Here is a 26174-nt window from a genome sequence, read left to right as displayed (position 1 = left end):
ATATGACTTTAGGCGTAATCGGAGGCTTGGGTCCCATTGCAACCGCATACTTTATGGAGTTGATTATTCAGATGACAGATGCTACAAAGGATCAGGAGCATCTTGCCATGATTATTTATCATTCTCCAGAGATTGCGGACAGAACCTCATATATTCTTGGAAACAGTCCCAAGAATCCGGTCTGGGACATGATTCAGATTGGGCGAAAGCTGGCGGACCAGGAGGTAACCTGCATCAGTATTCCCTGTATTACGGCACACTATTTTCACAAAGAGTTGTCCGAAAATGTACCGGTTCCCATCATCCATGCCATACAGGAGACTGGCATAGAGCTTCGAGAAAATCATATAAAAAGCGCTGGCATTATGGCAACGGACGGAACCATTCACAGCGGTATTTTTCAGAGCCAGTTAGAGGAAATAGGAATTAAAACCTTTGTGCCGACGAAGGATGATCAGAAAATGGTGATGGAGTTAATCTATCAGGAGGTAAAGGCCGGAAAACCGGTGGATTTGGACAAATTCCAAAGAGTATCCCAACACCTGAGGGAACAGGGCGCACAGGTAATTATTCTTGGGTGTACAGAGCTTTCCCTGATTAAGAGAGATTTTCCCATTGGTTCAGGGTATCTGGATACGATGGAGCTTCTGGCACAGAGATCGATTCTGCGGTGTCAGGGCAGATTAAAGAAGGAATATGAACATTTGATTACATAAAGGAAGGAATAATAGAAACAGGGGTAAGTAATATGCAGAGAAATATTTTAGAATATCTGGAAGACACGGTTCAGAGATTTCCAGATAAGACCGCTTTTGCCAATGAGTCTATGGGCATGACCTTTCAGGAGGTTTCCCAGGCTTCCCGAAAGATTGGAACCTGCCTCATTAAGAAGGGGTACCAGCGGGAGCCTGTGGTCATCTATATGAAGAAGCATCCCCATATGATTGCTGCGTTTTGGGGAGTTGTGTACAGCAGCAGCTTCTATGTACCTATTGACGAGGACATGCCTGCCTTTCGCATTTCCTTAATTTTTCAGAACTTAAAGCCAAGGGCAGTCATCTGTGACGAAGCCACCAGAGAGCAGGTAAAGGATTTTAAGGATTTTGACGGCGAGGTTCTGCTCTATGATGAGATTGTCAGTAATAAGGCCGATGACGGGCTGCTGTTGGATGTCCGTGAGCGTTCCATTGATACGGACCCCATCTACATTGTGTTTACATCAGGCTCCACAGGCATCCCGAAAGGAGTCGTGGCATGCCACCGTTCCGTTATTGATTATGTGGAAAATCTCACAGAAGTATTGGGGATTACAAAGGATTCTGTTTTGGCGAACCAGACGCCCTTATACTTTGACGCCTGCTTAAAGGAGTTGTTTTCTAGTTTAAAATGCGGAGCAACCACCTACCTGACTCCCAAGTCGCTGTTCATGTTTCCGGTCAAGTTGGTGGAATTTCTGAATGAATATAAGATTAACACGGTCTGCTGGGTTGTGTCGGCGCTGACCATGATTTCGTCTATGAAGACATTTGACAAGATAAGGCCAAAGTATCTGCATACCATTGCTTTCGGAAGCGAGGTATTCCCAATTAAGCAGTTCCATCTTTGGAGGGAAGCTCTGCCAGAGGCTCGTTTCATCAACCTTTACGGGCCTACAGAGGCAACTGGAATGAGCTGTTACTATGAGGTCAACCGAGAGTTTAAGGAAGGGGAGGCAATTCCCATTGGCCGTCCCTTTAAGAATACGGAAATCCTTCTTCTTGACGAGAATAACAAGATTCCGCCAAAGGGAGAGCCTGGCGAAATATGCATCCGAGGGACAGCCTTAACCTTTGGCTACTATAAGGATGAGGAGCGGACCAATGAGGTCTTTGTCCAGAATCCCTTGAATCATTGTTATCATGAACTGATTTACCGCACAGGAGACATTGGCAGGCTCAACGAATATGGAGAATTGCTGTTTTTGTCCAGGAAGGATTATCAGATTAAGCATATGGGACACCGAATCGAGCTTGGTGAGATTGAGGCCCATGTGAATTTGGTGGAGGGGATTCACAGCGCCTGCTGTATCTATGATAAAGAAAAGGAGAAGATTACCCTTTTCTATACAGGGGACATGGAGTCAAAGGATTTGGTGGTAAATCTTAAGAAAACGCTGCCAAGATACATGCTGCCCAATTACATTCATACACTGAAAACCATGCCACTGACGGCCAATGGAAAGATTGACCGTGTAACCTTAAGACAAATGCTGAATAAGCAGTAAGCTTTATTTTAAAAATAAAAAAGTAAGGAGAAAACCTATATGGAAGCTTTATTAGAAATCTTGACAAATCTGCACCCTGAGGTAGACTTTAAATCCTGCAAAACGCTGGTAGACGACAGAATCATCGATTCCTTCGACATTGTTACCATTATTTCTGAAATCAATGATGAGTATGACGTGGTCATCCCAGCAGAGGAGATTATACCTGACAATTTTAATTCAGCAGAGGCATTGTATGAGCTGATTCTTCGTCTGGAAGACGAGTAGAAGCTGCCATGCTGTTTACATCTTACAGTTTTATTGGATTTATTACAGTCGTATTTTTGCTGTACTACCTGATTCCTAAAAGGTGTCAATGGCCTTTTTTGCTTGCTGCAAGCTATACGTTTTACTATATTGCAAGTCCCTCCTATTTAATTTTTATAGGCGTTACCACAGTTTCCACTTATGTGGTAAGCCTAAGGCTTGACGCGTTGAAGGAAACCCAGGACGCTTACATAAAATCCCACAAAGAAACCCTTAGCAGGGAGGAAAAGAAGGCGTATAAAGCCTCTGTAAAGAAAAAACAGTGGAGATGGCTGTTGCTTTGTCTGTTCTTTAACCTGGGGATTTTGGCAGTATTAAAGTATACGAATTTTATGATTGCCAATTTTAATGGAATCTTGCATGCTCTTGGAAATGGCGGTCAGATTTCGTTCATTGACCTGGTTCTGCCTATGGGAATTTCTTTTTATACCTTCCAGACCATGGGCTATATTATTGACGTATACCGTGGCACGTGCCCTGCACAGAAGAACCTGTTTAAACTTGCCTTGTTTGTGTCCTTCTTCCCGCAGTTGGTACAGGGGCCAATCAGCAGATACAACGACCTTTCCAACTCTCTCTATGAGCGGCATGATTTTGACACAAAGACCATATCCTATGGACTTTACCGAATTCTGTGGGGATTTTTTAAGAAGGCAGTAGTTGCAGACCGCATTTTGACTGCCGTGAATGAGATTATCCAGAATCCGGATACCTACCAGGGGGGATTTGTGTTTGTGGGCATGATGTTTTATGCCCTAGAGTTGTATGCTGACTTTACGGGAGGTATTGACATCACGATTGGTATAGCCGAGACTCTGGGAATTACTGTGACAGAGAACTTCCAACGTCCCTACCTTTCTAAAAATATTAAGGAGTACTGGAAGAGATGGCATATTACCATGGGAACCTGGTTCACGGATTATATTTTCTATCCTATTTCCGTGTGTAAACCGATGCTTAAGATTTCCAAATTTTCCAGGGCAAAGTTTGGCGACGTAATTGGAAAACGGGTACCTGTGTATCTATCTTCCTTTGCTGTATGGTTTACGACAGGAATCTGGCATGGAGCAAGTTGGAATTTTATTGTCTGGGGATTGATGAACTTTGTGGTGATTATGGTATCCCAGGAGTTAGAGCCTCTTTATATGAAATTTCATGGTAAATTCAATGTAAAAGAGAAAAAGTGGTATGGCGCTTTTGAGATTCTGCGGACAATTTTTTTGATGAGCAGTCTGCGAATGTTCGATTGTTATCGCGACGTACCCCTTACATTCCGTATGTTTGGAAATATGTTCACCCATTTCCGGTTACAGGATTTGAATGCGGAAGCATTTCTGGGCCTTGGGCTTACTGTGGCGGATTATCTTTTGCTGTTCATCTGTCTGATTTTGATTGTTACAGTCAGTCTGATACAGGAGAGAAAGGGAAGTGTGCGGGACTTGATATTTGCAGCCCCCGAAATCTGCCGATATGCTGTATTTTTTGTAATGGTACTGGCAGTCATCATATTCGGCGCCTACGGAATCGGCTTCGACCAAAGCCAATTTATCTATAATCAATTTTGAGTCAGAAAGCCAAAATGCAAAGCATTTTTTTCATGCTTTCTGACGACCTGCCGCCGAGCCAAAGGCGAGGGGGCTCTCATTGTAATTAGGAGGAAAGCCAAATGAAAACCAAACATTTCCAAATATGGTTTCCCAAGATTGCCTTATTTCTTGCAGCCTTATTCATTACGTTATTCTTCCTGCAAAGGCTTTTGATGCCCAAATATATGTCAGACATCGTAGAAGGCGCATTGACAGCCGAGTATTATGAAGAAACCACAGACCATCAAGTGCTCTTTGTGGGTGACTGTGAGGTGTACGAGAATTTTTCTCCCATCACCTTGTATCAAGAGTATGGAATCAGCAGTTATATTCGAGGCTCTGCTCAGCAGTTGGCGTGGCAGTCTTACTATATGCTGGAGGATACCCTCCGCTATGAAACCCCAAAAGTGGTTGTATTCAACGTACTGGCTTTAAAATATGACGAGCCTCAGAGTGAGGCCTATAACCGTATGACCATTGATGGAATGAAATTATCTAAGACGAAGCTTGATGCCATCGAAGCATCCATGACAGACCGTGAGAACATGCTGGATTACATATTTCCAATCCTAAGATATCATTCCCGTTGGTCTGAACTGTCGGCGGAGGATTTTCGGTATCTGTTTTGCAAGGATAAGATTTCCCACAACGGTTATTATATGCGGGTGGACGTACGGCCGGCTGAAGGATTCCCTGAACCGGATATATTGGCGGACTACACCTTGGGCAGCTATGCCATGGGGTATTTGGATAAGATGCGCAAACTGTGTGAGGATAAGGGAATCGCACTGGTTCTGGTCAAATCTCCTAGCCTGTTTCCCCATTGGTATGACGAATGGGATGAACAGATTGTTGCATATGCAGAACAACATGGGCTGAATTACTTTAACTATGAGAAGCTGGCAAAGACTGTAGGGATTGATTACAACACAGACACCTATGATGCGGGACTTCACATGAATCTTGCCGGCGCAGAGAAGCTTTCCAGCTATTTTGGCAAATATCTGAAAGAAAATTATGAACTGATAGATTACAGATATGACCCAGATTACCAGAGCGCCTATGCGAAAAAGATTCGTTTTTATGAGGAAATGGAAGCTGCTCAACGTCAGGAGCTTGCAGAATACGGTGAAATCAGAAGTTTTTGATATACTAAAAATATATTTTTATGGAGGAAAAGTAATGAAAAACAGAAAGAGAATTATGACAATGGCAGCTTTAGTGATGGCGCTTGGCCTGACCGCCTGCGGCGGTTCTGATGACAAAGGGGCTTCATCAGGAGGAAGCTCGTCTGGCGGAGGATATTCCTTCACCAGCGGCTCCACAAAGATTGAGATGGGAAAAGACGCCTCAAAGGTTGTAGAAGCCCTTGGAGACGCGGACGAATATTTCGAGTCTGAAAGCTGTGCTTTTGAGGGGCTTGACAAGGTTTATACTTATCCTGGGTTTAAGCTTAACACCTATCCAGAGGGCGATAAGGACTATGTATTGTCCGTTGTATTCATGGATGACACGGTTTCCACAGACAAGGGCATCAGCATTGGAAGTACAAAGGATGCGGTGACAGAAGCCTACGGGGACGCATCAGAGGAATCCGCGTCAAAGCTGGTCTATGAAAGCGGAGATACAGAGCTGACCATTGGCCTTAATGGCGACAGTGTTTCTTCTGTTGAGATTAGCGCGGTAGTGGAAGAATAAAAACAATATGTTTAAGTTTTGCAGCATCTAGGCCAAATGGCTTAGGTGCTGTTTTTTCCTGTGTTCTGTGAAATATCAAATAAATGTTTTGCTGATTTGCCAAATGTAATATATAATAGAAACAGACCTAAAGAGAAATACATATCCGAAAAGAATGGAAGGAGCGTGGAAAGAGATGGAAATGCGAAAGAAAAAGCTTCCGATTGGGATTGAAAATTTTGAAGAAATCAGGAAAGAAGATTTTTACTATATAGATAAAACAGGGCTTATTGTGGAATTACTTCATAACTGGGGAGCGGTGAATCTATTCACTCGTCCCAGAAGATTTGGGAAATCGTTGAATATGAGCATGCTAGAACACTTTTTCTCATTGGATGGAGATAAGAGTATTTTTGATGGACTGGAAATTTCAAAAGAGACTTCGCTTTGTGAAGAATATATGGGTAAATATCCGGTTGTATCCATTTCCCTTAAAGGGATGGATGCGCTTAATTTTGAAAGGGCATTTCGGATGGGAGCCCGGTCTGTGAGGCGGGCAGCATCAAAAGCGCAGTATCTTTTGGAGAGTGATGCGTTAAGTGAGAGTGATAAACTGGAATATCAGAGCCTTTTGAACAGCAATATGGACGAATCTACATTTTGTGACAGCCTGAGAATATTGTCAGAAATGTTGGAAAAGCATCATAATACAAAAGTTATCCTGTTGATTGATGAATATGATGTTCCGTTGGCAAAAGCCCATGCCAACGGATACTACGATCAGATGATCTCCCTGATCCGAAGCCTTCTGGGAGAGGCACTCAAAACAAACGCCAGTCTGAAACTTGCAGTATTGACGGGCTGTCTTCGGATTTCAAAGGAGAGTATTTTTACCGGGCTAAATAATTTGAAGATACGTTCTGTTACAGATGTACGGTTTGATGAGTATTTTGGATTTACGGATACGGAAGTAAAGACGCTATTAGGGTATTATGGATATCCGAATAGCTATGATGTGGCAAAGAAGTGGTATAATGGATACCATTTCGGCAATGTAGATGTATATTGTCCATGGGATGTATTAAATTATTGTGATTCATTATTGGATGATGAAGAAGCACAGCCGGAGAATTACTGGATCAATACCAGCAGCAATGACGCAGTAAAGCGGTTTATTCAGGAATCAGCCAATTATACGACTAAACGGGAGATTGAAAGCCTGGTAGCAGGTGAGGTTATTACAAAGGAGATTCATCAGGAGCTAACATATCCAGAGGTTTACCAGACGATAGACAATATCTGGAGCCTGCTCTTTACCACTGGCTATCTGACCCAGCGGGGGAAAGCAGAGGGAAGGCAGATGAAGTTGGCAATTCCCAATCTGGAGATCCGGGATATTTATGTGACGCAGATCATGGAGTTTTTTAAAGAGAATGTCCAGGAAGACGGCGATACGCTGAACCGTTTCTGTGATGCCCTGCGAAATAAGGATGTGGAAAATGTAGAGAAAATATTCACGGAATATTTAAGAAGAACTATCAGTATCCGGGATACAGCTGTAAGAACAAACATGAAAGAAAACTTTTACCATGGCGTTCTGCTTGGAATTTTAGGTGTGAAGAACCGATGGGGAATTTCTTCCAACAGGGAAATGGGCGAAGGCTATGCCGATATCCTTGCGGAACCGGATACCGGAGATATGGGGATCATCATAGAAGTGAAATATGCACACGACGGAGATTTGGACGCTGCTTGCAAAGAAGCATTAAAGCAGATCGAGTATACCAGATATGAAGATGACCTTAAAGACGACGGGGTAGAGAATATCCTCAAATATGGGATTGCATGTTATAAAAAGCGGTGCAGGGTTATGCTCGCAGAAAAATAATGAAAATATAAACTGAAAGGAAACCTATGAGAAAACTAGCCTTAAATGATGAAATATTACTTAAAATCGAAAAACCTGCCCGTTACATCGGGAATGAAGTAAACAGCGTCATGAAAGACCCTGAAAAAGTGGACATCCGCTTCGCCATGTGTTTTCCCGACGTATACGAAATCGGTATGTCCCACTTAGGCATCCAGATTCTCTACGACATGTTCAACCGTCGGGACGACGTCTGGTGCCAGCGTGTCTACTCCCCTTGGGTAGACCTTGACAAGATTATGAGAGAGGAGCACATCCCCTTATTTGCCCTGGAATCCCAGAAACCTATAAAAGAATTTGATTTCCTTGGAATCACTATTCAGTACGAGATGTGCTACACTAACATTCTCCAAATCCTGGACTTAAGCGGTATCCCCTTATCTGCCTGTGACCGCGGGGAGACTGACCCCATCGTAATCGGCGGAGGTCCCTGCACCTATAATCCAGAGCCTCTGGCAGAATTCTTCGACCTGTTCTATATTGGAGACGGAGAGACGGTTTATGACCAACTGTTGGATGCCTACAAAGAAAACCGAAAAAATGGCGGCTCCAGGAAGGAGTTTTTGGAAAAAGCGGCAAAGCTTAAAGGAATCTACGTACCAGGGTTCTATGAAGTAAGCTACAAAGAAGACGGAACCATCGCCTCCTTTTTGCCTGTAAATCCCCACGCAAAAACCACCATCCAGAAACAGATGGTGAAAAATCTTACGGATACCTATTACCCCAAGGCCCCTGTAGTTCCCTTTATTAAGATCACCCAGGACCGCGTCGTATTAGAGATTCAGAGAGGATGCATCAGGGGATGCCGCTTTTGTCAGGCAGGAATGATTTACCGTCCCACACGGGAGAGGAATGTGGAAATGTTAAAGCAATATGCTTATCAGATGCTTAAGAACACTGGTCATGAGGAGATTTCCTTAAGCTCTCTAAGCTCAAGCGATTACAGCCAGCTAAAAGAGCTGGTAACATTTCTGATTGAGGAGTTCAAAGGGAACGGCATCAATATCAGCCTTCCATCCCTTAGAATCGACGCCTTTTCCCTGGATGTGATGGGCAAGGTACAGGATATCAGAAAGAGCAGCCTTACATTTGCTCCAGAAGCAGGCTCTCAGCGGATGCGGGATGTCATAAACAAAGGACTGACCGAGGAGATGATCCTAGATGGGGCAGGACAGGCTTTCGAGGGTGGCTGGAATAAGGTGAAGCTTTACTTCATGCTGGGGCTTCCCACCGAGACAAAGGAGGACATGAAGGAGATTCCCCGCCTTGCAGATAAGATTGCCAGAAGGTACTATGAGCTTCCCAAGGATAGGCGCAATGGAAAGTGCCAGATTACCACCAGTACCTCCTTCTTTATCCCGAAGCCATTTACGCCCTTCCAATGGGCGAGAATGTACAACAACGACGAATATATCGCCAGAGCAGCCATTGTGAAGCATGAATTTAACGAGCAGTTAAACCGTAAAAGTCTGAAATACCACTGGCACGACGCAGAGGTGACGGTGTTAGAGGGCGTTTTTGCCAGAGGTGACCGGAAGCTTTCTAAGGTAATCAGGGAAGCCTACCGCCTGGGATGTCTCTATGATTCCTGGACAGAAAACTTTGACAATGAGAAATGGATGAAGGCCTTTGAAAATACTGGAATAGAGATTGGCTTCTACAATCTCAGGGAGAGGGACGCAGACGAAATCTTCCCCTGGGATTTCATCGATATCGGCGTAACCAAGGAATTTCTATATCAGGAATGGCAGCATGCCAAAAAAGGCGAGGTGACGCCCAACTGTCGGGTGAAATGCTCTGGCTGCGGAGTCATGAAGTATAAAGGAGGTGTCTGTGTTGAAAGCAAGAATTAAGTTTCGCAAATATGGTGTCATGCGGTTTATTGGCCATCTGGACGTGATGCGGTTCTTCCAGAAGGCCATGCGGCGGGCAGATATTCCCATTGCGTTCACGGGCGGTTACAGCCCCCATATGATTATGTCCTTTGCACAGCCTTTGGGAGTAGGAGTCACCAGTGACGGGGAATATCTGGATATTGAGTTAAAAGAAGACATTGAGCTTGCCGAAGCGGTCAGACGGCTGAATGAGGTGATGGTAGAGGGTATGGAGGTCATAAGCTTTGTCAGAATCCCAGACGACAAAAAGAGCAGCGGTATGACCATTGTTGCAGGCGCACGCTATGGGGTAACGCTTTTGGAATCCGCCAAGTCAGCAGATATTACGAGAGCATTTCCATCCTCCTGGAAAACAAAGCTTGAGGAGTTTATGGGGCAGGAGAGTATAGTAGTCCTAAAAAAAACTAAGCGTAGCGAGATGGAGGTTGACATAAAACCCATGATCTACCAGATGGAATTTAAAGAAGAAGGAATTCATCTGTTTCTGGCGGCAGGAAGCGAGCAGAATCTCAAACCAGACCTTGTAATGGAGTCTTTTGTGAAGTTTATAGGCGAAAATCCAGAGAGTGTTCCTTTTCATTACCACCGTATAGACGTGTATGCGAGAGGGCCCAAAGGGGCTTTTGTACCTTTGGATGAACTAAAGCTATCATAAACATAGGAGTATATTGTTATGAGCAAAAAAGAAGTCAAAACCAATGCCATGCGAATCTTAGATCGCCAGAAGATTCCCTATGAATATGAGGAATACGAGTGTGAAGACTTTACCGACGGCATACAGGTTGCCGACCAGTTAGGCTATGACCATGCCCTGGTCTATAAGACCCTGGTAACCACAGGGAAATCAGGCCAGCACTATGTATTCGTCATCCCAATCGAGGAGGAGATTGATTTCAAGAAAGCCGCAAGGGTGGTGGGGGAAAAATCCTTAGAGCTTTTGCATTTAAAATCTCTGACCCAAGTAACAGGCTATGTGCGGGGCGGCTGCACGGCAATCGGTATGAAGAAGCAGTACCCAACCGTAATCCATGAGGCGGCCTGCGGCCTTGAATATATCCATGTAAGCGGCGGCAAACTTGGAATGCAGTTAAAGTTAAGCCCAGACGACCTTAGGAGAGCTGCGAACGCCCAATATGCAGATGTAATCCACATTTAGAAAGGAATACTTATGAATACAGTAATATTTGACGTGGGAAATGTATTGGCAGGCTATGACTGGAAAAGTTACCTGCGAACCTTCCAGTATCCGGAAGAAATTTACGAAAGAATAGGAAATGCTGTTTTTGACAACGAGGACTGGCTTGAGGGCGACATCGGACGCATTTCCATGGAGGAATGGCTTAAGCTATTTATTGAGAATGCGCCGGATTTAGAACAAGAGATTCGGAAGGTAATCGGCGGATTTGAAGGCACTATTGTACCTTTGTCTTACACAGAGGAGTGGATTGCCTATTTCCGGAGCCTTGGATACAAGCTATACTATCTTTCAAACTATTCAAGAGAGCTTTATGAAAGAACAAGGGACAAGCTAAGCTTCCTTGACACCTTTGACGGCGGGATCTTTTCCTATGAAGTCAAGTGCATCAAACCAGATGAGAGGATTTACAAAATTTTGCTGGACCGTTATTCCATCTGTCCCAAAGACGCAATATTTTACGACGACCGACCGGAGAATGTGGAGGCTGCCGTAAGACTTGGGATGAAGGGGATTGTATTTCGTCAAGATATTCCATTGCAGATGATGGGAAAATGATGTAAGATAGAGAGAGTCTGAAAAAGCAGATACAAAAATGTAGTTTGGAGGATTACATAAGAAGATGAATAAGGTCGTAAAATTCGGTGGAAGTTCACTGGCAAGCGCAGAGCAGTTTAAGAAGGCAGCAAGAATTATCAACAAGGATGAAGCCCGCAGATATGTGATTCCCTCTGCCCCCGGAAAGCGTACGCCAGGAGATACAAAGGTAACGGATATGCTTTACAGGTGCTATAACCTCGCTACAATGGACGATGAGTATGAGGAAGAATTTGAGGAGCAGTTGTCTGCAATTCGGGCACGTTATGACGAAATTATAGCAGGACTTGGACTTTCCATTGACCTGAGTGATGAATTTAAGACCATCCGTACGAAGTTCAGTCAGAAGGCGGGCAGAGACTATGCCGCCTCCAGAGGAGAATATTTGAACGGTATCTTGATGGCAGAGTATCTGGGCTTCGCGTTCGTGGATGCCGCAGAAGTGATTTGTTTCGACGAGGAGGGGAATTTTGACGACGAACGGACAAACGATGTTTTGTCAAAGCGTCTATCAGACACCCCCAAGGCTGTGATTCCCGGCTTCTATGGGTCAATGCCTGGCGGGAAGGTGAAGACATTTTCCAGGGGAGGCTCGGATATTACAGGCTCTATCGTTGCAAAGGCGGTACATGCGGACATGTATGAGAACTGGACGGATGTATCGGGCTTTCTGGTGGCAGACCCAAGCGTGGTTAAAAATCCTAAGGCCATCGACGTGATTACCTACCGTGAGCTTAGAGAGCTTTCCTATATGGGGGCCACTGTTCTCCATGAGGACGCTATTTTCCCTGTGCGCAAGGAAGGGATTCCTATTAATATCCGCAATACCAACTCACCGGAGGATAAGGGGACGTTAATCGTGGAGGGCACCTGTCGAAAGCCAAGGTTCGTCATCACAGGCATTGCTGGAAAGAAGGATTTTGCTTCGATTACGGTAGAGAAAGCCATGATGAACGCGGAGGTGGGCTTCTGCAAGAAGGTGCTGGAGGTATTTGAGGAAAACGAGATTTCCATTGAGCATATGCCCTCAGGAATTGACACCATGACCATTTTTGTCCATCAGGATGAATTTGAAGAAAAGGAGCAGAAGGTCATTGCCGGAATCCACAGAAGTGTAGAGCCGGATTTTCTTGAGCTGGAATCTGACCTTGCCTTAATTGCCGTCGTGGGAAGAGGAATGAAGGCCACCCGTGGAACGTCTGGAAGGATTTTTTCTGCTCTTGCCCATGCCAACGTCAATGTAAAGATGATTGACCAGGGTTCAAGTGAGTTGAACATTATTATTGGCGTCCGCAACCATGATTTTAAAGACGCAATTAATGCCATTTATGATATATTTGTCAATACGATGATATAAGGGAAGGAGCTGCTCATGAATATTTTGTTTTTCTTAAAGCCAAAGAGCGAGCTGGCTTATATTTATGATTATCACACGGTCCGCCAGGCTTTGGAGATTATGGAGTATCACAAATATTCCTCTGTGCCCATTCTGAGTAAAGATGGAAGATACATTGGCTCTATCACAGAGGGGGATTTGCTCTGGTCGCTGAAACGCTGGAATCTTCTGACGATTAAGGATACAGAGGAGATTAGCGTGATGAAGGTAGACCGGAGGCTTTACCACCAGTGCGTGACAGCCAAATCCAAGATGGAGGATTTAATCGGGCGGGCAATGGAGCAGAATTTTGTTCCAGTTGTGGACGACCAGGGACATTTTATTGGAATCATTACCCGACGGGATATTATCGAATACTGCTACAACAGGATGAAAGGATGCGAAGAAAGCCATGATCATTGATTTTCATACACATATATTTCCAGATAAGATTGCGAAAAGCACGCTTGATTTCCTTGTGGGCGTCTGTTGTGGGGTAAAGCCTTATACAGACGCTACATATTCAGGGCTTTTAAACTCCGCTAAGGAGTCGGGTGTTGATTTGTGCGTGGCTCTGCCCGTCGCCACAAAGGTTTCCCAGGCAGAATCCATCAACCGTTTTGCGGCTCAGTACCAGGAGGGCCCCATTCTTTCTTTTGGAGGAATCCATCCGGCATGTGAGAATTATAAGGAGATTCTGCGGCATGTAAAATCTCTTGGAATGAAGGGGATTAAGCTGCATCCGGATTATCAGGATATGTATTTCAACGATATCCGCTATAAGAGGCTGATTGATTATGCGTCAGAGCTGGGACTCATTATCAGCGTCCACGCAGGCATAGACCCCAAATGTCCAGAAGACGTCCATTGTACGCCAAAGATGGCCCGCGAGGTAATTCAGGAGGTACAGCCCCAAAAGCTGGTTCTTGCCCATTTAGGCGGAAATCTGCTCTGGGATGAGGTAGAGCAGGAGCTTGTGGGCCTTGACGTGTTTTTTGATACAGGGGTGGTTCTTCACCTTATTGACAGGGACCAGTTCGTTCGCATCGTCCGAAGCCATGGAGTGGATAAGATTCTCTTTGCCACAGATTCACCGTGGAAGGGACAGAAACAATATATAAAGCTATTGTCAGATATGCCTCTTAAGCCGGAGGAGAAGGAGATGATATTCTCCCAAAACGCATGTCGTCTGTTGGAAATATAATTTTATTGGATTATAGCTTGAATTATGTAAAAATGTATGTTATACTTTACCAGTATGCCGCACAACGAGGTTTAAAAGTTCTCTGTGTAAGAGACACCGCAGTTGGCGAGTAATGATAATAGGAGGTGCCATATGTACGCGATCATAGCAACAGGTGGTAAACAGTACAAAGTAGCCGAAGGCGATATCATTAAAGTAGAAAAACTTGGTGTGGAAGCCGGAGAGACTTATACATTTGACCAGGTGCTTGCAGTCAGTGACAATGGATTAAAGATTGGAAATCCGACTGTAGCAGGGGCAACCGTAGAGGCTTCCGTAGTAGAGAATGGAAAAGCCAGAAAAGTCATTGTCTACAAGTATAAGAGAAAAACAGGATACCACAAAAAGAACGGTCACAGACAGCAGTATACTGCAGTAAAGATCGAAAAAATTCATGCTTAATATTGGAGAACATCCATGATTCATGTAACCATTTACCAGAATGAGAATAGCGAGTGTGTCGGATTCCGAACGGAAGGACATGCAGGATACAGTGAGAAGGGTTCTGATGTTGTGTGTGCGGCGGCTTCTATGCTGGTGATTAACACGATAAATGCAATAGAACGATATGCGAAGGATCCATGTTCTGTAATTAATAACGATGAGGTGGGCTTGATCGCATATTATCTTGTAAACGGATATCCTTCTGCGGATGCTGGTCTGTTGTTGAATACCATGATTCTTGGTCTGGTAAATATGGCGGATGATGACAACTATGCAGAATATATTGATTTAACATTCGAGGAGGTGTGACGATTATGATGCAATTAAACCTTCAGTTTTTCGCTCACAAGAAAGGTGTAGGTTCTACAAAGAACGGCAGAGATTCTGAGTCTAAGAGACTGGGCGCCAAGAGAGCAGACGGACAGTTTGTGAAAGCAGGGAACATCCTTTACAGACAGCGTGGAACGAAGATTCATCCGGGCGTTAATGTTGGACGCGGCGGTGATGATACATTATTTGCACTTGTTGACGGCGTTGTAAGATTTGAAAGAAAAGGAAGAGATAAGAAGCAGGTTTCTATCTATCCGGTAGCTTAAGCAATTGTGATTGTTAGGAGAGTGTTGCGGAATAACTGTTATCAGTTAGATGGCAACACTCTTTTTTCAACCTCTATGATTCAGCCATTTATGTTAGGAAAGGGGAACATTTATGTTTGCAGACAGGGCGAAAATCTTAATACGGTCGGGAAAAGGCGGCGACGGTCACGTCAGCTTTAGGAGGGAATTATATGTTCCCAACGGCGGGCCGGACGGCGGCGACGGCGGGCGCGGCGGCGACGTGATATTTGAGGTGGATGAAGGTCTTAATACTCTGCAGGACTACCGCCACAGAAGGAAATTTGCCGCAAAGGACGGTCAGCCGGGAGGCAAGAGACGCTGCCACGGCGGGGATGCAGAGGATATCGTCTTAAAGGTACCTGAAGGGACTGTTGTAAAGGAGGCGGAGTCTGGCAAAGTGATTGCGGATATGTCCGGCAAAAACCGTCGTCAGATTATCTTAAAAGGCGGAAGAGGCGGCCTTGGTAATCAGCATTACGCTACCTCCACCATGCAGGTTCCCAAATATGCACAGCCAGGACAGCCCTCCCGTGAGCTTTGGGTTACTCTGGAGCTTAAGGTAATCGCAGACGTGGGACTGGTAGGTTTTCCCAATGTGGGCAAGTCTACCCTGCTTTCTCGTGTTACCAATGCACAGCCGAAGATTGCCAACTACCATTTCACTACACTGAATCCCAATCTGGGGGTTGTGGACCTTGAGGACAGCCAGGGCTTCGTCATTGCGGATATTCCTGGGCTGATTGAAGGCGCCTCGGAGGGTGTGGGACTGGGCCATGAGTTTTTGCGCCATATTGAGCGTACGAAGCTGATGATCCATGTGGTGGATGCCGCAGGTACAGAGGGAAGAGACCCTGTGGAGGATATTTACAAGATTAATGCCGAGCTAGAAGCATATAATCCTGAGATTGCCAAAAGACCTCAGATTATAGCAGCTAATAAGATTGACGCAGTCTATCAGGAGGGAGAGGATCCCATTGCCCGCTTAAAGGCAGAATTTGAGCCAAAAGGTGTTAAGGTTTACCCCATTTCAGGCGTGACGGGAGAAGGGCTTAGCAAACTTTTGTATGCCGTATCAAAGGAGCTTCAGGGAATGGATTCCACACCTGTGGTATTTGAGCAGGAGTATTTTCCGGAGGAGGAGTTAATCTATGAAAACCTTCCTTATACGGTTGAAATAGAAGATGGCGTCTACGTTGTGGAGGGGCCCAAGATTGAGAAGATGCTGGGTTATACGAATCTGGATTCGGAAAAAGGGTTCGCCTTCTTCCAGAAATTCTTAAAAAATACTGGGATTCTTGACGAGCTTGAAAAAGCCGGTATAAAGGAGGGGGACACGGTGCGTATGTACGGACTGCAGTTCGATTACTATAAGTAAGCGCCCTGTTTATTTTCTTTGCAATTTGCAGGCAAATGGATTACAATAAAAAGGAGATAAGAAATGACGACAAAGCAGAGAGCCTATCTAAAGGGTCTTGCAATGACTATGGAGCCTATTTTTCAGATCGGAAAGAACAGTATGACGCCAGAGCTTACCAAAGCCATTGAGGAGGCTCTGACAGCGCGTGAGCTTATTAAGATCAGTGTGCTTAAGAATTGTGCCGACGACCCGCGGGAATTGGCCAATATGATTGCAGAGCGTACACACTCGGACGTGGTGCAGGTCATCGGTAAAAAGATTGTCCTATATCGGGAAGGGAAAGATAAGAACCGCAAGATAGAACTTCCGAGACAGAATTAAATAATGGTGAATTTTGGAATGGAGTTGGATAGACTATGAAGATTGGAATTATGGGCGGAACCTTTGATCCCATACACAACGGGCATTTGATGCTTGGGAGGGCTGCCCTGGAAGCATTCGGCCTTGATAAAGTGTGGTATATGCCCAATGGGAATCCGCCTCATAAAGACATTTCCTCCATTGAAACGGATGTGCAGGACAGAGTGGAGATGGTAAGGCTTGCCATATCCTCCTGCAAAGAGTTCCGTCTGGAGCCCTATGAGGCCAAACGAAGGGAAGTATCCTATTCTTATAGTACAATGGAGTATTTCAAGGGAATCTACCCTGAAGATGATTTTTATTTTATTATAGGAGCAGATTCACTGTTTATGATTGACCAGTGGGTGCATCCAGAGAGGATTTTCCCCACGTGTACTGTGCTGGCGGCTTACAGGGATGAGATTAACACCAGGCAGGAGATGGAAGAAAAGATTCGCAAGCTGAACGAGATTTATGGCGCTCGGATTCGGCTGCTGGTGACGCCTCTGGTGCGAATATCCTCCCACGAGCTGAGGAAGGATGTCAGGGAGGGAAGAAGTATTGCCAAATATGTTCCAGAGGCTGTCAACGCTTATATTTTAAGGAAGAATCTATATGTAGGAGAGAATGGCATATGAACCATAAGATTACTAAGATTCGACGGAGACTAATGACAGAGCTTGATAAGGAGCGGTATGAGCATACCCTTGGAGTCATGTACACGGCGGCGGCCCTGGCCATGCGCTATGATGAGGATATTGAGAAGGCCTTGCTGGCCGGACTTCTCCATGACTGTGCAAAATGTCTGGCCGGAGATACCAAGATTAAGCTGTGTAAGAAATATCACTTAAGCGTGTCGGAGATTGAAAGGAGTAATCCCAGCCTTCTCCATGCAAAGCTTGGCGCGTTTCTTGCCGCTAAAAAGTATCATGTGAAGGACAAGGAGATTATGAATGCCATTGCCAGCCATACCACCGGCTGTCCCAATATGTCCCTTTTGGATAAGATTATCTATATTGCAGATTATATGGAGCCTGGACGAAAGGAGCTTCCTAATATGGCAGAGGTACGGAAGCTTGCATTTACCGATATTGATGCTTGTCTGTATCGGATTCTTGAGGATTCCTTAGAGTATCTGAACAGTAAGAATGAACCTGTTGACCCCATGACAAAGAAAACATATCTTTATTATAAAAGCAAAAGAGAAGGAGAGGAGGTGTAGTATGGAGAAGGTAAAAGACATGGCACGTATTGTCTGCCGTGCTCTGGAGGATAAGAAGGGAGAGGATATCTGTATAATTGATATCTCTGGTATCTCCCCACTGGCAGATTATTTTATCATTACCAGCGGTTCCAACGACAGCCAGGTAAAGGCTCTGGTGGATCATGTGGAGGATGAGATGCACAAGGCAGGACATTCGCAGATTCAGCGGGAAGGGCTTCAGACTGGGAACTGGGTGCTTCTGGATTACGGCGACGTGGTTGTCCATGTGTTCGATACGGAGAACCGAGAGTTCTATCATCTGGAGAGAATCTGGAGTGACGGAAAACGGATTGAGAGCATTGATGATCTGTAGGGGAATGTAAGAAAAAGACACTCTTCATAGACGAGACTGTATTTGTCTATGAAGGGTGTCTTTTCATGTTAGATTTTAACCGCAATATTCTCTGTACAGTACCTCCTGAATCAGCTTCGGCTGAATCTCAGGGTAGGTCCACTGGTCGGACTGTACAGGAAGATTATCCATCAAAAGGACCTCCGCCATCTCGCTTTTAAGCTTCTTACGAAAAGTCTTGATATCTGCAAGATACAACATTCCAAAGGCTTCTTCGCCAGACGGGTTCACTCTATTTTGTCCGGTTACAGAATAGACGCATACAGGCTCGATGTGGTAATCTAAAGCGCCGGTTTCCTCCACCAGCTCCCGCTTGGCGGTATCCAAGATCTTCTCACGTCTTTTACGGTGACCGCCAGGACACTCCAGAGTATTCCGCTCTTTATGCCGACAGAGCACCCATTTACCGCCTGATGTAGCGACAATCACGGCAAACTTAAGCAGGTGATCCTCAATATGCTTATAAAATCTGACTTTCATAAAACTTCCTCCAATGATTATGTGATTATGTAATTTTATCTTTAGTTAAAAAATCGAAAAACGCCAATCACTTTACCAAGAATCTGTACATCCACTACAATGATTGGCTCCATCGTATCATTCTCTGGCTGGAGGCGGATATGTCCGTCTTCCTTATAAAATGTCTTCACAGTGGCACCTTCATCAATCAGGGCAACCACCATGTCGCCGTTCTGTGCAATCGAAATCTGCTCCACAAGCACCAAATCACCACTTAGAATGCCTGCGTTAATCATGCTTTCCCCCTTTACCTTGAGCATAAAGGTGGGAGTATTAGGCATATACTCCATCGGAATGGGAAAGTAGTTCTCAATGTTCTGGTCAGCCAATATGGGTTCCCCTGCGGCCACACGTCCGATAATCGGAACATTCACCATCTCACGGCGCATAAAATTAAAGGAATCATCCAATATCTCAATGGCTCTCGGCTTGGTGGGGTCACGGCGGATATAACCGTTCTTCTCAAGGGTCTCAAGATGTGAATGAACCGAGGATGTAGACTTTAGATGAACCGCCTCGCAGATATCCCTGACTGCTGGAGGAAACCCCCGTTCTAATATCTGTGATTTGATATATTCTAATATTTCCTTCTGCTTTGGACTTATCTTACCTTGTCCCATATGAAACCTCCTTTTCGTAATATTTATAAAACTTTCACAAAGAAATCCTGTTCCTTACAAATTTCATAAATATATTTTACCACAAGATATATAAAATAGCAAACAGATGTTTAGAAAATATGTTCGGAAATATTTTCATAGGCAATAAATTACAATTTTTGGGCGGATTGAAGGGGCAATAGCGTCAGATAGATCTATACGACAAATACCGATTTTTCCAAAAGATGTAGACAAAAAGCAACATTTATGTTATAATTATCCATATTATCACATATATTGAGGGTTTGGGAGTTCTTTCAATATATAGTGTATTTAATTAATAAGGGAGGTTTTTTTATGGCAGATACAAGAAATTATCATGAGCAGACGCGTATTGACCAGACCATCCGCCTGCGGGAAGTTCTAAAATCTCTGCCGCCGTTTGCAAAAGATTATTTTCGGGCAATCGAGCCCAAATCCTCGGCAAAGACAAGGATTAACTATGCATACGACGTCCGTATTTTTTTTCATTTTCTAATGGAGAACAATCCTGTATACAAGAATTATTCCATTGAGCAGTTTCGTGTGGATGACCTTGAGAAGTTAGAGCCTGTGGACATTGAGGAATACATGGAATATCTGAAGGTTTATGAGCGGGAAAATGAACTGATTACCAATGGAGAAAAGGGACTTTCCCGCAAGATGTCGGCCCTTCGCAGTTTCTATAATTACTACTATAAGCATCAGATTATCACTAAGAATCCCACTCTTCTGGTGGATATGCCGAAGCTCCACGATAAGGCCATTATAAGGCTGGATACTGATGAAGTGGCGCTGCTCTTAGATTTTGTGGAGAACTGTGGAAGCCAGCTATCTGGTCAAGCCCTTACCTATTATAATAAGACCAGGGACCGAGACTTGGCGATTCTAACCCTGCTCCTTGGAACCGGCATCCGTGTATCAGAATGTGTGGGACTTGACATAAGCGACGTAGATTTTAAGAATAATGGGATTACCGTCACCCGTAAGGGCGGCAACCAGATGACCGTGTATTTTGGCGATGAAGTTGCAGACGCTCTTTCTGCTTATATTGAAGGAAGCCGTAAGTCTGTTGCTCCTCTTTCTGGTCATGAGAACGCCTTGTTTTTATCCACCCAGAAACGCCGTATGGGTATCCAGGCCATTGAGAATATGGTAAAAAAATATGCCCGCCAGGTGACGCCCAATAAGAAGATTACCCCACATAAGCTGCGCAGTACCTATGGTACGACTCTATATAAGGAAACTGGAGACATCTACCTTGTGGCGGACGTACTGGGCCATAAGGATGTGAATACTACGAAGAAGCATTATGCGGCGATTGATGAGGACCGGCGCAGACGGGCTGCATCGGCTGTGAAGCTGCGGGAATGTTAGAAAGGAAAGACAATATATGAAATTACAGCAGCTTTTGAGTTATACGCGAAAAGCCGTTGATGAGTACGCCATGATTCAAGAGGGGGACCATATAGCGGTTGGCATTTCCGGAGGAAAGGACAGCCTGGCGCTTCTCTATGCCATGCATGGTCTGAAAAGGTTCTATCCGAAGCCCTTTGAGTTGTCCGCAGTTACGGTAGACATGGGGTATTCAGAATGTGATTTTTCGCCTGTGGCAAAGCTATGTCAGGAGCTTGGCGTTCCCTACCAGATTGTCAAGACAGATATCGCACATATTTTGTTTGATGAGCGCAAGGAAACCAATCCCTGCTCCCTGTGTGCCAAGATGCGAAAAGGCTCTCTAAATAAGGCGGTAAAAGAGATGGGCTGCAATAAAGTAGCCTATGCACATCACACGGATGATATGATTGAGACGATGCTTCTGTCCATGCTCTTTGAAGGGCGGTTCTACTCTTTCTCACCGCGAAGTTATCTGGACCGTATGGATTTGACCGTTATTCGGCCTATGATGTTCGTTACAGAGGCTGATGTTATTGGATTTAAGAACAAATATAATCTTCCGGTGGTAACCAGCAGATGCCCTATCGACGGATATACAAAGCGGCAGTATGCCAAGGAGCTGGTGGCACAGTTGAATCGCGAGCATCCAGGGGCAAAACAGAGGATGTTTACAGCAATCCTGAATGGCAATATCAAAGGATGGCCGCAGCGAAACCTACACAAGAGATAAACTCTACACTATAAGGGGTTGTGAGAAAATATGGCAGAGACATATTATTTCTCACAACCCCTTTTTACAACGTTGTTACAACTGCTTCTCACAATCCCGCTCTTTAATCTCCACCAGCATCTTAATCGCATCAGCCGTTCCCTGAATCCCAAGCTTAGAACTGTTCAGACAAAAATCATAACTGTCGGCAGCGCCCCATCTCTTATTACTATAATAATTATAGTAGCTGGCCCTCTTCTTATCCGTCTTCAAAATCAGCTCCTTTGCCTTTGCATCCGTCAAATCATAGATACGGGCAATGCGACGAATACGGACGTCCAAGTCTGCGTGAATAAACAGGCGGATTACATTGTCGCACTCCTCAAGGGCATAATCGGCACAACGTCCAACCAGAATACAGGGGCCCTCATCGGCAATCTTCTTGATTGCGTCAAACTGAGCCAGAAATACCTTATGATTAATCGGCATATCCGTATAACTTCCAGAGGTGTATCCCAGAGAATAAGTATCCATTACCAGAGAATATAAAAAACTATTGGTGGGCTTCTCATCGTGAGTCTCGAACAATTCCTGACAGATTCCGCTCTCCTTGGCGGCGCGGTCAAGCATCTCCTTGTCATACAGTTTAATACCAAGCTCATCTGCAACTTTATAACCAATCTCCCTGCCTGCGCTTCCGTACTGTCTGCCTATTGTGATAATTGTATTTGTTTTTGCCATACGAATCACACTCCTCTAAATTGATGCTTCTATTATATAACAATTTGAGAAAATTGTATATTATTTTCTAAAAATTTTTAATATTTATGTCCGATTCCCCTTTAGAACCTCTCAGTCGTTCTAACAATTCAACGAAATATTCCGGCAACGGCGCCTCTATCTCCAAATATTCTCCTGTTTCTGGATGAATCAGGCCTAAGGTCTTGGCATGCAGCGTTTGCCCTATAAGCTTTGGAAAAGGACATTTTCGGGGACCATAGATGATATCCCCAAGCAGAGGATGGCCAATACTGGCCATGTGTACACGAATCTGGTGGGTGCGTCCAGTTTCCAGCTCGCACTGGATATAAGTGTAATCCCCGAAACGATCCAGAACCTGATAATGGGTAACAGCTTGCTTCCCGTTCTTGGTATGAACGCTCATCTTCTTCCTCTCTGTGGGATGCCTGCCAATGGGGGCATCCACAGTGCCCTTATCCTCCTTAAGATTCCCGTGGACGATTGCAACATAGATTCTTCTAATCGAATGTACCTTTAACTGCTCTGCCAGGCTCTGGTGGGCCTTGTCGTTCTTGCACACCACCAGAGAGCCTGTTGTATCCATATCAATCCGATGTACAATTCCAGGGCGCATTGTACCATTAATTCCAGATAACTCATGTCTACAGTGATACATAAGCCCATTCACCAGAGTACCGCTGTAATGTCCCGCCGCCGGATGCACCACCATTTGCTTAGGCTTATTGACAATGATAAGCTCCGAATCCTCATAGAGAATGTCAAGAGGAATATTTTCTGCCACAATGTCCGGCTCTTGGGCCTCTGGCAGCGTAATATCAAGCCGGTCACCGATTAAGAGCCTGTAACTTGCTTTCACAGGCCCTCCGTTTACCAGTACATTCTGTTCTTTGATAAGCTTCTGGACATAGGACCTGGAACGCTCTGGCATTGCAGCCGCCAGATAACGGTCAAGCCTCTCTCCCTCCTGACTCTCAACGATGAACAATTCTTTCAAGGTCCTCCTCCTTATAATAAAAACAAATAAGTACTGCCAATGAAAATGTAGCCACCGTCACATAAATGTCCGCCACATTGAAAATGGGGAAGTCTATCAGCTTAAAATACAGAAAATCCACCACATAATTTAAAACGATTCGGTCCACACAGTTTCCCCACGCGCCTGCCATGATAAAGACTGCACACATACAAAGGGGCACAAATCTCCCCTCCATAGGAACCTTTAAAAAGAACCAGATAAATGCAATACTGACTAGAAACACGCTTACAAAAAAGAAAAGCCTCTGACCCTGAAATAAGCCGAACGCTGCTCCCCTATTCTCAAGATATTCAAGCTGGAACACCCCGTCCCAGATGATAAAGGGTGGATTCCCCTTAAGCTTTTCCAAAACCAGATGCTTGGTGAACTGGTCCAGACAGACCAGCACAGAAACCGCGGTTACGGCGGCAAGATAATAGATTCCCCTGCCTGATTCCTTCTTAGTAACATTTATTTCTGCCATATTCCTCTCCCTTTTTACAGATGCGCGCCCAGGCGCTATTGCTCTTGTCCCCAAGTGTAATCAAATATATTTACGTACCACAGTGAGATACCGCCCTTTTTTCGTCTCTGACAATACCCCGTCATATACAATTCGTCCCAGTTTGCGAACCGAGATAATGTCTCCCTCCTTGAGACGGTATCCGTTGCTGGTGACAAGCTTTCCATTTACAAATACCTTCCCGCCCTCAATGTAGGCCGTGAGCTTACTCCTTGATATAGGAAACGCCAGGGAAAGCACAGTATCCAACCGGACGGAGGCAACCGTTCCCTTAAATTCTTCATACTTTGGCTCGTAATCTTCAGGAAAATCGTTACTTATGCTGACCGAAACCGAGGTATGCCGGATTCGGGTGAGATTTTCCATGATATAGTCCGCCATTTCCTCTCTTACAAACAACAGCGCCTGAGGGCCATTCACCATAATATCCCCCAGTTTGCACCGTTCAATACCAAGATTCATCAAGGCTCCCAGATAGTCTCTGTGGGTCAGCTCATCACAAAACCGCCTGTTAAGCGGTCTAATCTCCAGAATACGAATGGGATATTTCTTTGAAAACGCATAAAGAGCATCAGGTAGAAAGGCAACCATCTGACGCTCTGATAAACCATACCCTCCATAAGTCTCATACGGAGATTGAAATTGGTGCTTAGGGGTGGTATGCAGAATATTCAATTCATTCAAATTGAGAAAGTCACTAAACGTAACAATCCCACGAATGTACGCAGTCCGTGACAACTCTATCAGTCTCTTTTGCAGTAATGTATCTTCTTTGTTCATTATTCCCAACCTGTATCCTAGAATCTGGAACGCATGGAGGAAGCGTCAAAAGAAGTATTCAGAAGATCCTGGAGATCTCCTGATATATCGACGTTCGTAGGCGTTACCAGGAATATGTAGTTCGATATCTTCTGCAGGTTACCGCTGATGGCAAAAGCGGCTCCTGAAGTAAAGTCAATGATACGCTGAGCAATCTCCAAATCCAGTCCCTCCAGATTCAGGATTACCGTACGCCCGCTTAACAGAGTCTCTGTAATCTCCCTTGCATCCTCCACGGAATTAGGCTTAATTACACAGACCTCCATACTGACGCCATTGTTCCTCCTTGACGCTGGCTGGCGCATCGGAGTTACTTTATTGTTGCTGCTGCTCGGACGTGAAGACCTAGACGAGCGTGCCGGCGGCTCATAGTCGTAATCGTCCTCCTCCATATCATAGGATTCTTCTCTGTTGCGACGGAAAAAGCCCCCCTTTTTCGGCTTCTCCTCATAATCGTCCTCATAATCGTCGTCAAAGAACTCATCATCCTCATAGTCGTCCTCATCAGTCAGTCTCATAATATCTAAAAATTTATCTAATACTCCCATATGATAAAATGCTCCTATCTTCCGTTACTATCTTGAATAATCGCGTGCGCCAAAGATTCCGGTTCCCACCCGTACCATGGTTGCGCCCTCTTCTACGGCAACGGAGTAATCATTCGTCATCCCCATAGACAGAACCCGCATAGTAATATTATCAACTTTTTTTTCCTTAATGTCAACAGATAATTTTCTTAAGCTCTCAAAAATCCCTCTATTTTCCTCTGAATTCTCGACAAAAGGCGCGATTGTCATAAGTCCCTGCACCCTGATATGCGGGAATTTTGCTACCTCCTGAACGAATTTTGGAAGTTCTTCCGGCGACACGCCAAATTTACTCTCCTCTCCCGCAACATTTACCTCAATCAAGATATTTACCTCAATATTTCGCTTGGCAGCCTCCTTTTCAATGGCTTCGGCAAGACGGATTGAATCCACAGAATGGATTAAGTCTACCTTATCAATGATGTATTTTACCTTATTTCGCTGCAGATGACCAATCATATGCCAGTGGATATCTTTTGGCAGCTCCTCGTACTTATCCGCCAACTCCTGAACCTTATTCTCTCCGAATACACGGACTCCCAGGTCATAGGCTTCTCTTAGGGCTTCTACCGGCTTTGTCTTGCTGACTGCAATCAGCGTGACCTCTGAGCTGTCACGTTTGGCGCGTCTGCACGCTTCCTGAATCTCATTTTCCACAAATTCAAGGTTTTCTTTGAGCATTCTTAATCTCCCCTTTCCAAATGCTG

General features: G+C 44.7%; 32 protein-coding genes. 24 read left to right on the top strand and 8 right to left on the bottom strand.

Annotated elements, in window-relative coordinates; translation table 11 throughout:
* The first annotated feature begins 2 nt into the window (after nucleotides 1-2).
* From cuyB to rsfS, 22 genes are all read left to right on the top strand, one after another.
* Nucleotides 3-716 (top strand): cysteate racemase, encoded by a 714-nt coding sequence (gene cuyB / locus GN277_RS12145; RefSeq protein WP_159751284.1) that lies wholly within the window; start codon nucleotides 3-5, stop codon nucleotides 714-716.
* A gap of 32 nt (nucleotides 717-748) precedes the next feature.
* Nucleotides 749-2263, top strand: a complete 1515-nt coding sequence (locus tag GN277_RS12140; protein WP_159751283.1) for an amino acid adenylation domain-containing protein — start codon at nucleotides 749-751, stop codon at nucleotides 2261-2263.
* A 39-nt stretch (nucleotides 2264-2302) separates the two neighbouring features.
* Nucleotides 2303-2530 (top strand): acyl carrier protein, encoded by a 228-nt coding sequence (locus GN277_RS12135; protein WP_159751282.1) that lies wholly within the window; start codon nucleotides 2303-2305, stop codon nucleotides 2528-2530.
* 8 nt (nucleotides 2531-2538) lie between these two features.
* Nucleotides 2539-4134, top strand: coding sequence for an MBOAT family O-acyltransferase (locus tag GN277_RS12130; RefSeq protein ID WP_159751281.1), 1596 nt, complete (start codon nucleotides 2539-2541; stop codon nucleotides 4132-4134).
* A 101-nt stretch (nucleotides 4135-4235) separates the two neighbouring features.
* On the top strand, nucleotides 4236-5303 hold the full coding sequence (locus tag GN277_RS12125; protein ID WP_159751280.1) for an SGNH/GDSL hydrolase family protein: 1068 nt from the start codon (nucleotides 4236-4238) through the stop codon (nucleotides 5301-5303).
* Nucleotides 5304-5337: 34 nt separating this feature from the next.
* Nucleotides 5338-5853 carry a hypothetical protein gene (locus GN277_RS12120; protein WP_159751279.1) on the top strand — a complete coding sequence of 172 codons (516 nt, stop codon included), beginning with the start codon at nucleotides 5338-5340 and terminating at the stop codon, nucleotides 5851-5853.
* A gap of 175 nt (nucleotides 5854-6028) precedes the next feature.
* Nucleotides 6029-7720, top strand: a complete 1692-nt coding sequence (locus GN277_RS12115) for an AAA family ATPase (protein ID WP_159756694.1) — start codon at nucleotides 6029-6031, stop codon at nucleotides 7718-7720.
* 26 nt (nucleotides 7721-7746) lie between these two features.
* Nucleotides 7747-9612, top strand: coding sequence for a TIGR03960 family B12-binding radical SAM protein (locus tag GN277_RS12110; RefSeq protein WP_159751278.1), 1866 nt, complete (start codon nucleotides 7747-7749; stop codon nucleotides 9610-9612).
* Nucleotides 9596-10309, top strand: a complete 714-nt coding sequence (locus GN277_RS12105) for a TIGR03936 family radical SAM-associated protein (protein ID WP_159751277.1) — start codon at nucleotides 9596-9598, stop codon at nucleotides 10307-10309. Before GN277_RS12110 ends, GN277_RS12105 begins: the two co-directional genes overlap by 17 nt.
* 18 nt (nucleotides 10310-10327) lie before the next feature.
* A complete protein-coding gene (gene ybaK, locus GN277_RS12100; protein WP_159751276.1) occupies nucleotides 10328-10810 on the top strand; it encodes a Cys-tRNA(Pro) deacylase in 483 nt (160 codons plus the stop codon).
* Between the two features lie 12 nt (nucleotides 10811-10822).
* A complete protein-coding gene (locus GN277_RS12095) occupies nucleotides 10823-11407 on the top strand; it encodes an HAD family hydrolase (RefSeq protein WP_159751275.1) in 585 nt (194 codons plus the stop codon).
* 64 nt (nucleotides 11408-11471) lie between these two features.
* Nucleotides 11472-12803: an aspartate kinase gene (locus GN277_RS12090; protein ID WP_159751274.1), complete on the top strand. Its 1332-nt coding sequence runs from the start codon at nucleotides 11472-11474 to the stop codon at nucleotides 12801-12803.
* 15 nt (nucleotides 12804-12818) lie between these two features.
* On the top strand, nucleotides 12819-13244 hold the full coding sequence (locus GN277_RS12085; protein WP_159751273.1) for a CBS domain-containing protein: 426 nt from the start codon (nucleotides 12819-12821) through the stop codon (nucleotides 13242-13244).
* Nucleotides 13234-14025 carry an amidohydrolase family protein gene (locus tag GN277_RS12080; RefSeq protein ID WP_159751272.1) on the top strand — a complete coding sequence of 264 codons (792 nt, stop codon included), beginning with the start codon at nucleotides 13234-13236 and terminating at the stop codon, nucleotides 14023-14025. Before GN277_RS12085 ends, GN277_RS12080 begins: the two co-directional genes overlap by 11 nt.
* Nucleotides 14026-14157: 132 nt before the next feature.
* Nucleotides 14158-14466, top strand: a complete 309-nt coding sequence (gene rplU, locus GN277_RS12075; RefSeq protein WP_159751271.1) for a 50S ribosomal protein L21 — start codon at nucleotides 14158-14160, stop codon at nucleotides 14464-14466.
* 15 nt (nucleotides 14467-14481) lie between these two features.
* Nucleotides 14482-14817, top strand: coding sequence for a ribosomal-processing cysteine protease Prp (locus GN277_RS12070; RefSeq protein ID WP_159751270.1), 336 nt, complete (start codon nucleotides 14482-14484; stop codon nucleotides 14815-14817).
* A gap of 5 nt (nucleotides 14818-14822) precedes the next feature.
* Nucleotides 14823-15104 carry a 50S ribosomal protein L27 gene (rpmA, locus tag GN277_RS12065; RefSeq protein ID WP_159751269.1) on the top strand — a complete coding sequence of 94 codons (282 nt, stop codon included), beginning with the start codon at nucleotides 14823-14825 and terminating at the stop codon, nucleotides 15102-15104.
* A gap of 112 nt (nucleotides 15105-15216) precedes the next feature.
* The gene (obgE, locus tag GN277_RS12060) at nucleotides 15217-16500 is read left to right on the top strand and encodes a GTPase ObgE (RefSeq protein ID WP_159751268.1); all 1284 of its coding nucleotides are present in this window, start codon (nucleotides 15217-15219) and stop codon (nucleotides 16498-16500) included.
* A gap of 63 nt (nucleotides 16501-16563) precedes the next feature.
* The gene (gene yhbY, locus GN277_RS12055; protein WP_159751267.1) at nucleotides 16564-16863 is read left to right on the top strand and encodes a ribosome assembly RNA-binding protein YhbY; all 300 of its coding nucleotides are present in this window, start codon (nucleotides 16564-16566) and stop codon (nucleotides 16861-16863) included.
* A 35-nt stretch (nucleotides 16864-16898) separates the two neighbouring features.
* Nucleotides 16899-17519 (top strand): nicotinate-nucleotide adenylyltransferase, encoded by a 621-nt coding sequence (gene nadD / locus GN277_RS12050; protein WP_159751266.1) that lies wholly within the window; start codon nucleotides 16899-16901, stop codon nucleotides 17517-17519.
* The gene (yqeK, locus tag GN277_RS12045) at nucleotides 17516-18103 is read left to right on the top strand and encodes a bis(5'-nucleosyl)-tetraphosphatase (symmetrical) YqeK (RefSeq protein ID WP_159751265.1); all 588 of its coding nucleotides are present in this window, start codon (nucleotides 17516-17518) and stop codon (nucleotides 18101-18103) included. Before nadD ends, yqeK begins: the two co-directional genes overlap by 4 nt.
* Before the next feature lies 1 nt (nucleotide 18104).
* The gene (gene rsfS, locus GN277_RS12040; protein ID WP_159751264.1) at nucleotides 18105-18458 is read left to right on the top strand and encodes a ribosome silencing factor; all 354 of its coding nucleotides are present in this window, start codon (nucleotides 18105-18107) and stop codon (nucleotides 18456-18458) included.
* Nucleotides 18459-18533: 75 nt separating this feature from the next.
* Here the strand turns inward: rsfS and GN277_RS12035 are convergent, their stop codons facing one another.
* Together GN277_RS12035 and lexA are read right to left on the bottom strand one after the other, a co-directional pair.
* Nucleotides 18534-18977 (bottom strand): NUDIX hydrolase, encoded by a 444-nt coding sequence (locus GN277_RS12035; RefSeq protein WP_159751263.1) that lies wholly within the window; start codon nucleotides 18975-18977, stop codon nucleotides 18534-18536.
* A gap of 41 nt (nucleotides 18978-19018) precedes the next feature.
* Nucleotides 19019-19636: a transcriptional repressor LexA gene (gene lexA, locus GN277_RS12030; protein WP_159751262.1), complete on the bottom strand. Its 618-nt coding sequence runs from the start codon at nucleotides 19634-19636 to the stop codon at nucleotides 19019-19021.
* A gap of 336 nt (nucleotides 19637-19972) precedes the next feature.
* On the opposite strand from lexA, the gene GN277_RS12025 reads away from it, so the two are divergent.
* Together GN277_RS12025 and GN277_RS12020 are read left to right on the top strand one after the other, a co-directional pair.
* Complete coding sequence (locus GN277_RS12025; RefSeq protein WP_159751261.1) at nucleotides 19973-21031, top strand: tyrosine-type recombinase/integrase; 1059 nt, start codon at nucleotides 19973-19975, stop codon at nucleotides 21029-21031.
* A gap of 16 nt (nucleotides 21032-21047) precedes the next feature.
* Nucleotides 21048-21782, top strand: coding sequence for a tRNA 2-thiocytidine biosynthesis TtcA family protein (locus GN277_RS12020; RefSeq protein ID WP_159751260.1), 735 nt, complete (start codon nucleotides 21048-21050; stop codon nucleotides 21780-21782).
* Between the two features lie 75 nt (nucleotides 21783-21857).
* Here GN277_RS12020 and GN277_RS12015 read toward each other — a convergent pair whose 3' ends face one another.
* The 6 genes from GN277_RS12015 to GN277_RS11990 form a co-directional block, all read right to left on the bottom strand.
* On the bottom strand, nucleotides 21858-22502 hold the full coding sequence (locus GN277_RS12015; RefSeq protein WP_159751259.1) for a cytidylate kinase-like family protein: 645 nt from the start codon (nucleotides 22500-22502) through the stop codon (nucleotides 21858-21860).
* 67 nt (nucleotides 22503-22569) lie between these two features.
* Nucleotides 22570-23517: an RluA family pseudouridine synthase gene (locus GN277_RS12010; RefSeq protein ID WP_159751258.1), complete on the bottom strand. Its 948-nt coding sequence runs from the start codon at nucleotides 23515-23517 to the stop codon at nucleotides 22570-22572.
* On the bottom strand, nucleotides 23495-24022 hold the full coding sequence (lspA, locus tag GN277_RS12005) for a signal peptidase II (RefSeq protein ID WP_159751257.1): 528 nt from the start codon (nucleotides 24020-24022) through the stop codon (nucleotides 23495-23497). The genes GN277_RS12010 and lspA overlap by 23 nt, the downstream gene beginning before the upstream one ends.
* A gap of 60 nt (nucleotides 24023-24082) precedes the next feature.
* Nucleotides 24083-24841 carry a YlmH family RNA-binding protein gene (locus GN277_RS12000; RefSeq protein WP_159751256.1) on the bottom strand — a complete coding sequence of 253 codons (759 nt, stop codon included), beginning with the start codon at nucleotides 24839-24841 and terminating at the stop codon, nucleotides 24083-24085.
* Nucleotides 24842-24858: 17 nt separating this feature from the next.
* The gene (locus GN277_RS11995) at nucleotides 24859-25428 is read right to left on the bottom strand and encodes a cell division protein SepF (RefSeq protein ID WP_159751255.1); all 570 of its coding nucleotides are present in this window, start codon (nucleotides 25426-25428) and stop codon (nucleotides 24859-24861) included.
* Nucleotides 25429-25455: 27 nt separating this feature from the next.
* A complete protein-coding gene (locus GN277_RS11990) occupies nucleotides 25456-26148 on the bottom strand; it encodes a YggS family pyridoxal phosphate-dependent enzyme (RefSeq protein WP_159751254.1) in 693 nt (230 codons plus the stop codon).
* Between the last annotated feature and the right edge of the window lie 26 nt (nucleotides 26149-26174).

Origin of the sequence: Sporofaciens musculi (genome assembly GCF_009830285.1) — a bacterium.
In the GTDB taxonomy this organism is placed as follows: domain Bacteria; phylum Bacillota; class Clostridia; order Lachnospirales; family Lachnospiraceae; genus Sporofaciens; species Sporofaciens musculi.
The sequence above is the reverse complement of the archived record's forward strand: the minus strand, read 5'-3'. Positions and strand labels throughout refer to the sequence as shown.

Coding starts and splice junctions, on each gene's coding strand:
- GN277_RS12070 (WP_159751270.1), top strand. CDS start 14,482: ATGATTCATGTAACCATTTACCAGAATGAGAATAGCGAGTGTGTCGGA.
- yhbY (WP_159751267.1), top strand. CDS start 16,564: ATGACGACAAAGCAGAGAGCCTATCTAAAGGGTCTTGCAATGACTATG.
- rsfS (WP_159751264.1), top strand. CDS start 18,105: ATGGAGAAGGTAAAAGACATGGCACGTATTGTCTGCCGTGCTCTGGAG.
- GN277_RS12090 (WP_159751274.1), top strand. CDS start 11,472: ATGAATAAGGTCGTAAAATTCGGTGGAAGTTCACTGGCAAGCGCAGAG.
- GN277_RS12115 (WP_159756694.1), top strand. CDS start 6,029: ATGGAAATGCGAAAGAAAAAGCTTCCGATTGGGATTGAAAATTTTGAA.
- GN277_RS12120 (WP_159751279.1), top strand. CDS start 5,338: ATGAAAAACAGAAAGAGAATTATGACAATGGCAGCTTTAGTGATGGCG.
- obgE (WP_159751268.1), top strand. CDS start 15,217: ATGTTTGCAGACAGGGCGAAAATCTTAATACGGTCGGGAAAAGGCGGC.
- GN277_RS12095 (WP_159751275.1), top strand. CDS start 10,823: ATGAATACAGTAATATTTGACGTGGGAAATGTATTGGCAGGCTATGAC.
- GN277_RS12085 (WP_159751273.1), top strand. CDS start 12,819: ATGAATATTTTGTTTTTCTTAAAGCCAAAGAGCGAGCTGGCTTATATT.
- yqeK (WP_159751265.1), top strand. CDS start 17,516: ATGAACCATAAGATTACTAAGATTCGACGGAGACTAATGACAGAGCTT.
- nadD (WP_159751266.1), top strand. CDS start 16,899: ATGAAGATTGGAATTATGGGCGGAACCTTTGATCCCATACACAACGGG.
- GN277_RS11990 (WP_159751254.1), bottom strand. CDS start 26,148: ATGCTCAAAGAAAACCTTGAATTTGTGGAAAATGAGATTCAGGAAGCG.
- GN277_RS12135 (WP_159751282.1), top strand. CDS start 2,303: ATGGAAGCTTTATTAGAAATCTTGACAAATCTGCACCCTGAGGTAGAC.
- rplU (WP_159751271.1), top strand. CDS start 14,158: ATGTACGCGATCATAGCAACAGGTGGTAAACAGTACAAAGTAGCCGAA.
- GN277_RS12025 (WP_159751261.1), top strand. CDS start 19,973: ATGGCAGATACAAGAAATTATCATGAGCAGACGCGTATTGACCAGACC.
- ybaK (WP_159751276.1), top strand. CDS start 10,328: ATGAGCAAAAAAGAAGTCAAAACCAATGCCATGCGAATCTTAGATCGC.
- GN277_RS12125 (WP_159751280.1), top strand. CDS start 4,236: ATGAAAACCAAACATTTCCAAATATGGTTTCCCAAGATTGCCTTATTT.
- lspA (WP_159751257.1), bottom strand. CDS start 24,022: ATGGCAGAAATAAATGTTACTAAGAAGGAATCAGGCAGGGGAATCTAT.
- GN277_RS12130 (WP_159751281.1), top strand. CDS start 2,539: ATGCTGTTTACATCTTACAGTTTTATTGGATTTATTACAGTCGTATTT.
- GN277_RS12140 (WP_159751283.1), top strand. CDS start 749: ATGCAGAGAAATATTTTAGAATATCTGGAAGACACGGTTCAGAGATTT.
- GN277_RS12035 (WP_159751263.1), bottom strand. CDS start 18,977: ATGAAAGTCAGATTTTATAAGCATATTGAGGATCACCTGCTTAAGTTT.
- GN277_RS12015 (WP_159751259.1), bottom strand. CDS start 22,502: ATGGCAAAAACAAATACAATTATCACAATAGGCAGACAGTACGGAAGC.
- GN277_RS12020 (WP_159751260.1), top strand. CDS start 21,048: ATGAAATTACAGCAGCTTTTGAGTTATACGCGAAAAGCCGTTGATGAG.
- GN277_RS12000 (WP_159751256.1), bottom strand. CDS start 24,841: ATGAACAAAGAAGATACATTACTGCAAAAGAGACTGATAGAGTTGTCA.
- cuyB (WP_159751284.1), top strand. CDS start 3: ATGACTTTAGGCGTAATCGGAGGCTTGGGTCCCATTGCAACCGCATAC.
- GN277_RS12080 (WP_159751272.1), top strand. CDS start 13,234: ATGATCATTGATTTTCATACACATATATTTCCAGATAAGATTGCGAAA.
- rpmA (WP_159751269.1), top strand. CDS start 14,823: ATGATGCAATTAAACCTTCAGTTTTTCGCTCACAAGAAAGGTGTAGGT.
- GN277_RS12110 (WP_159751278.1), top strand. CDS start 7,747: ATGAGAAAACTAGCCTTAAATGATGAAATATTACTTAAAATCGAAAAA.
- GN277_RS11995 (WP_159751255.1), bottom strand. CDS start 25,428: ATGGGAGTATTAGATAAATTTTTAGATATTATGAGACTGACTGATGAG.
- lexA (WP_159751262.1), bottom strand. CDS start 19,636: ATGGGACAAGGTAAGATAAGTCCAAAGCAGAAGGAAATATTAGAATAT.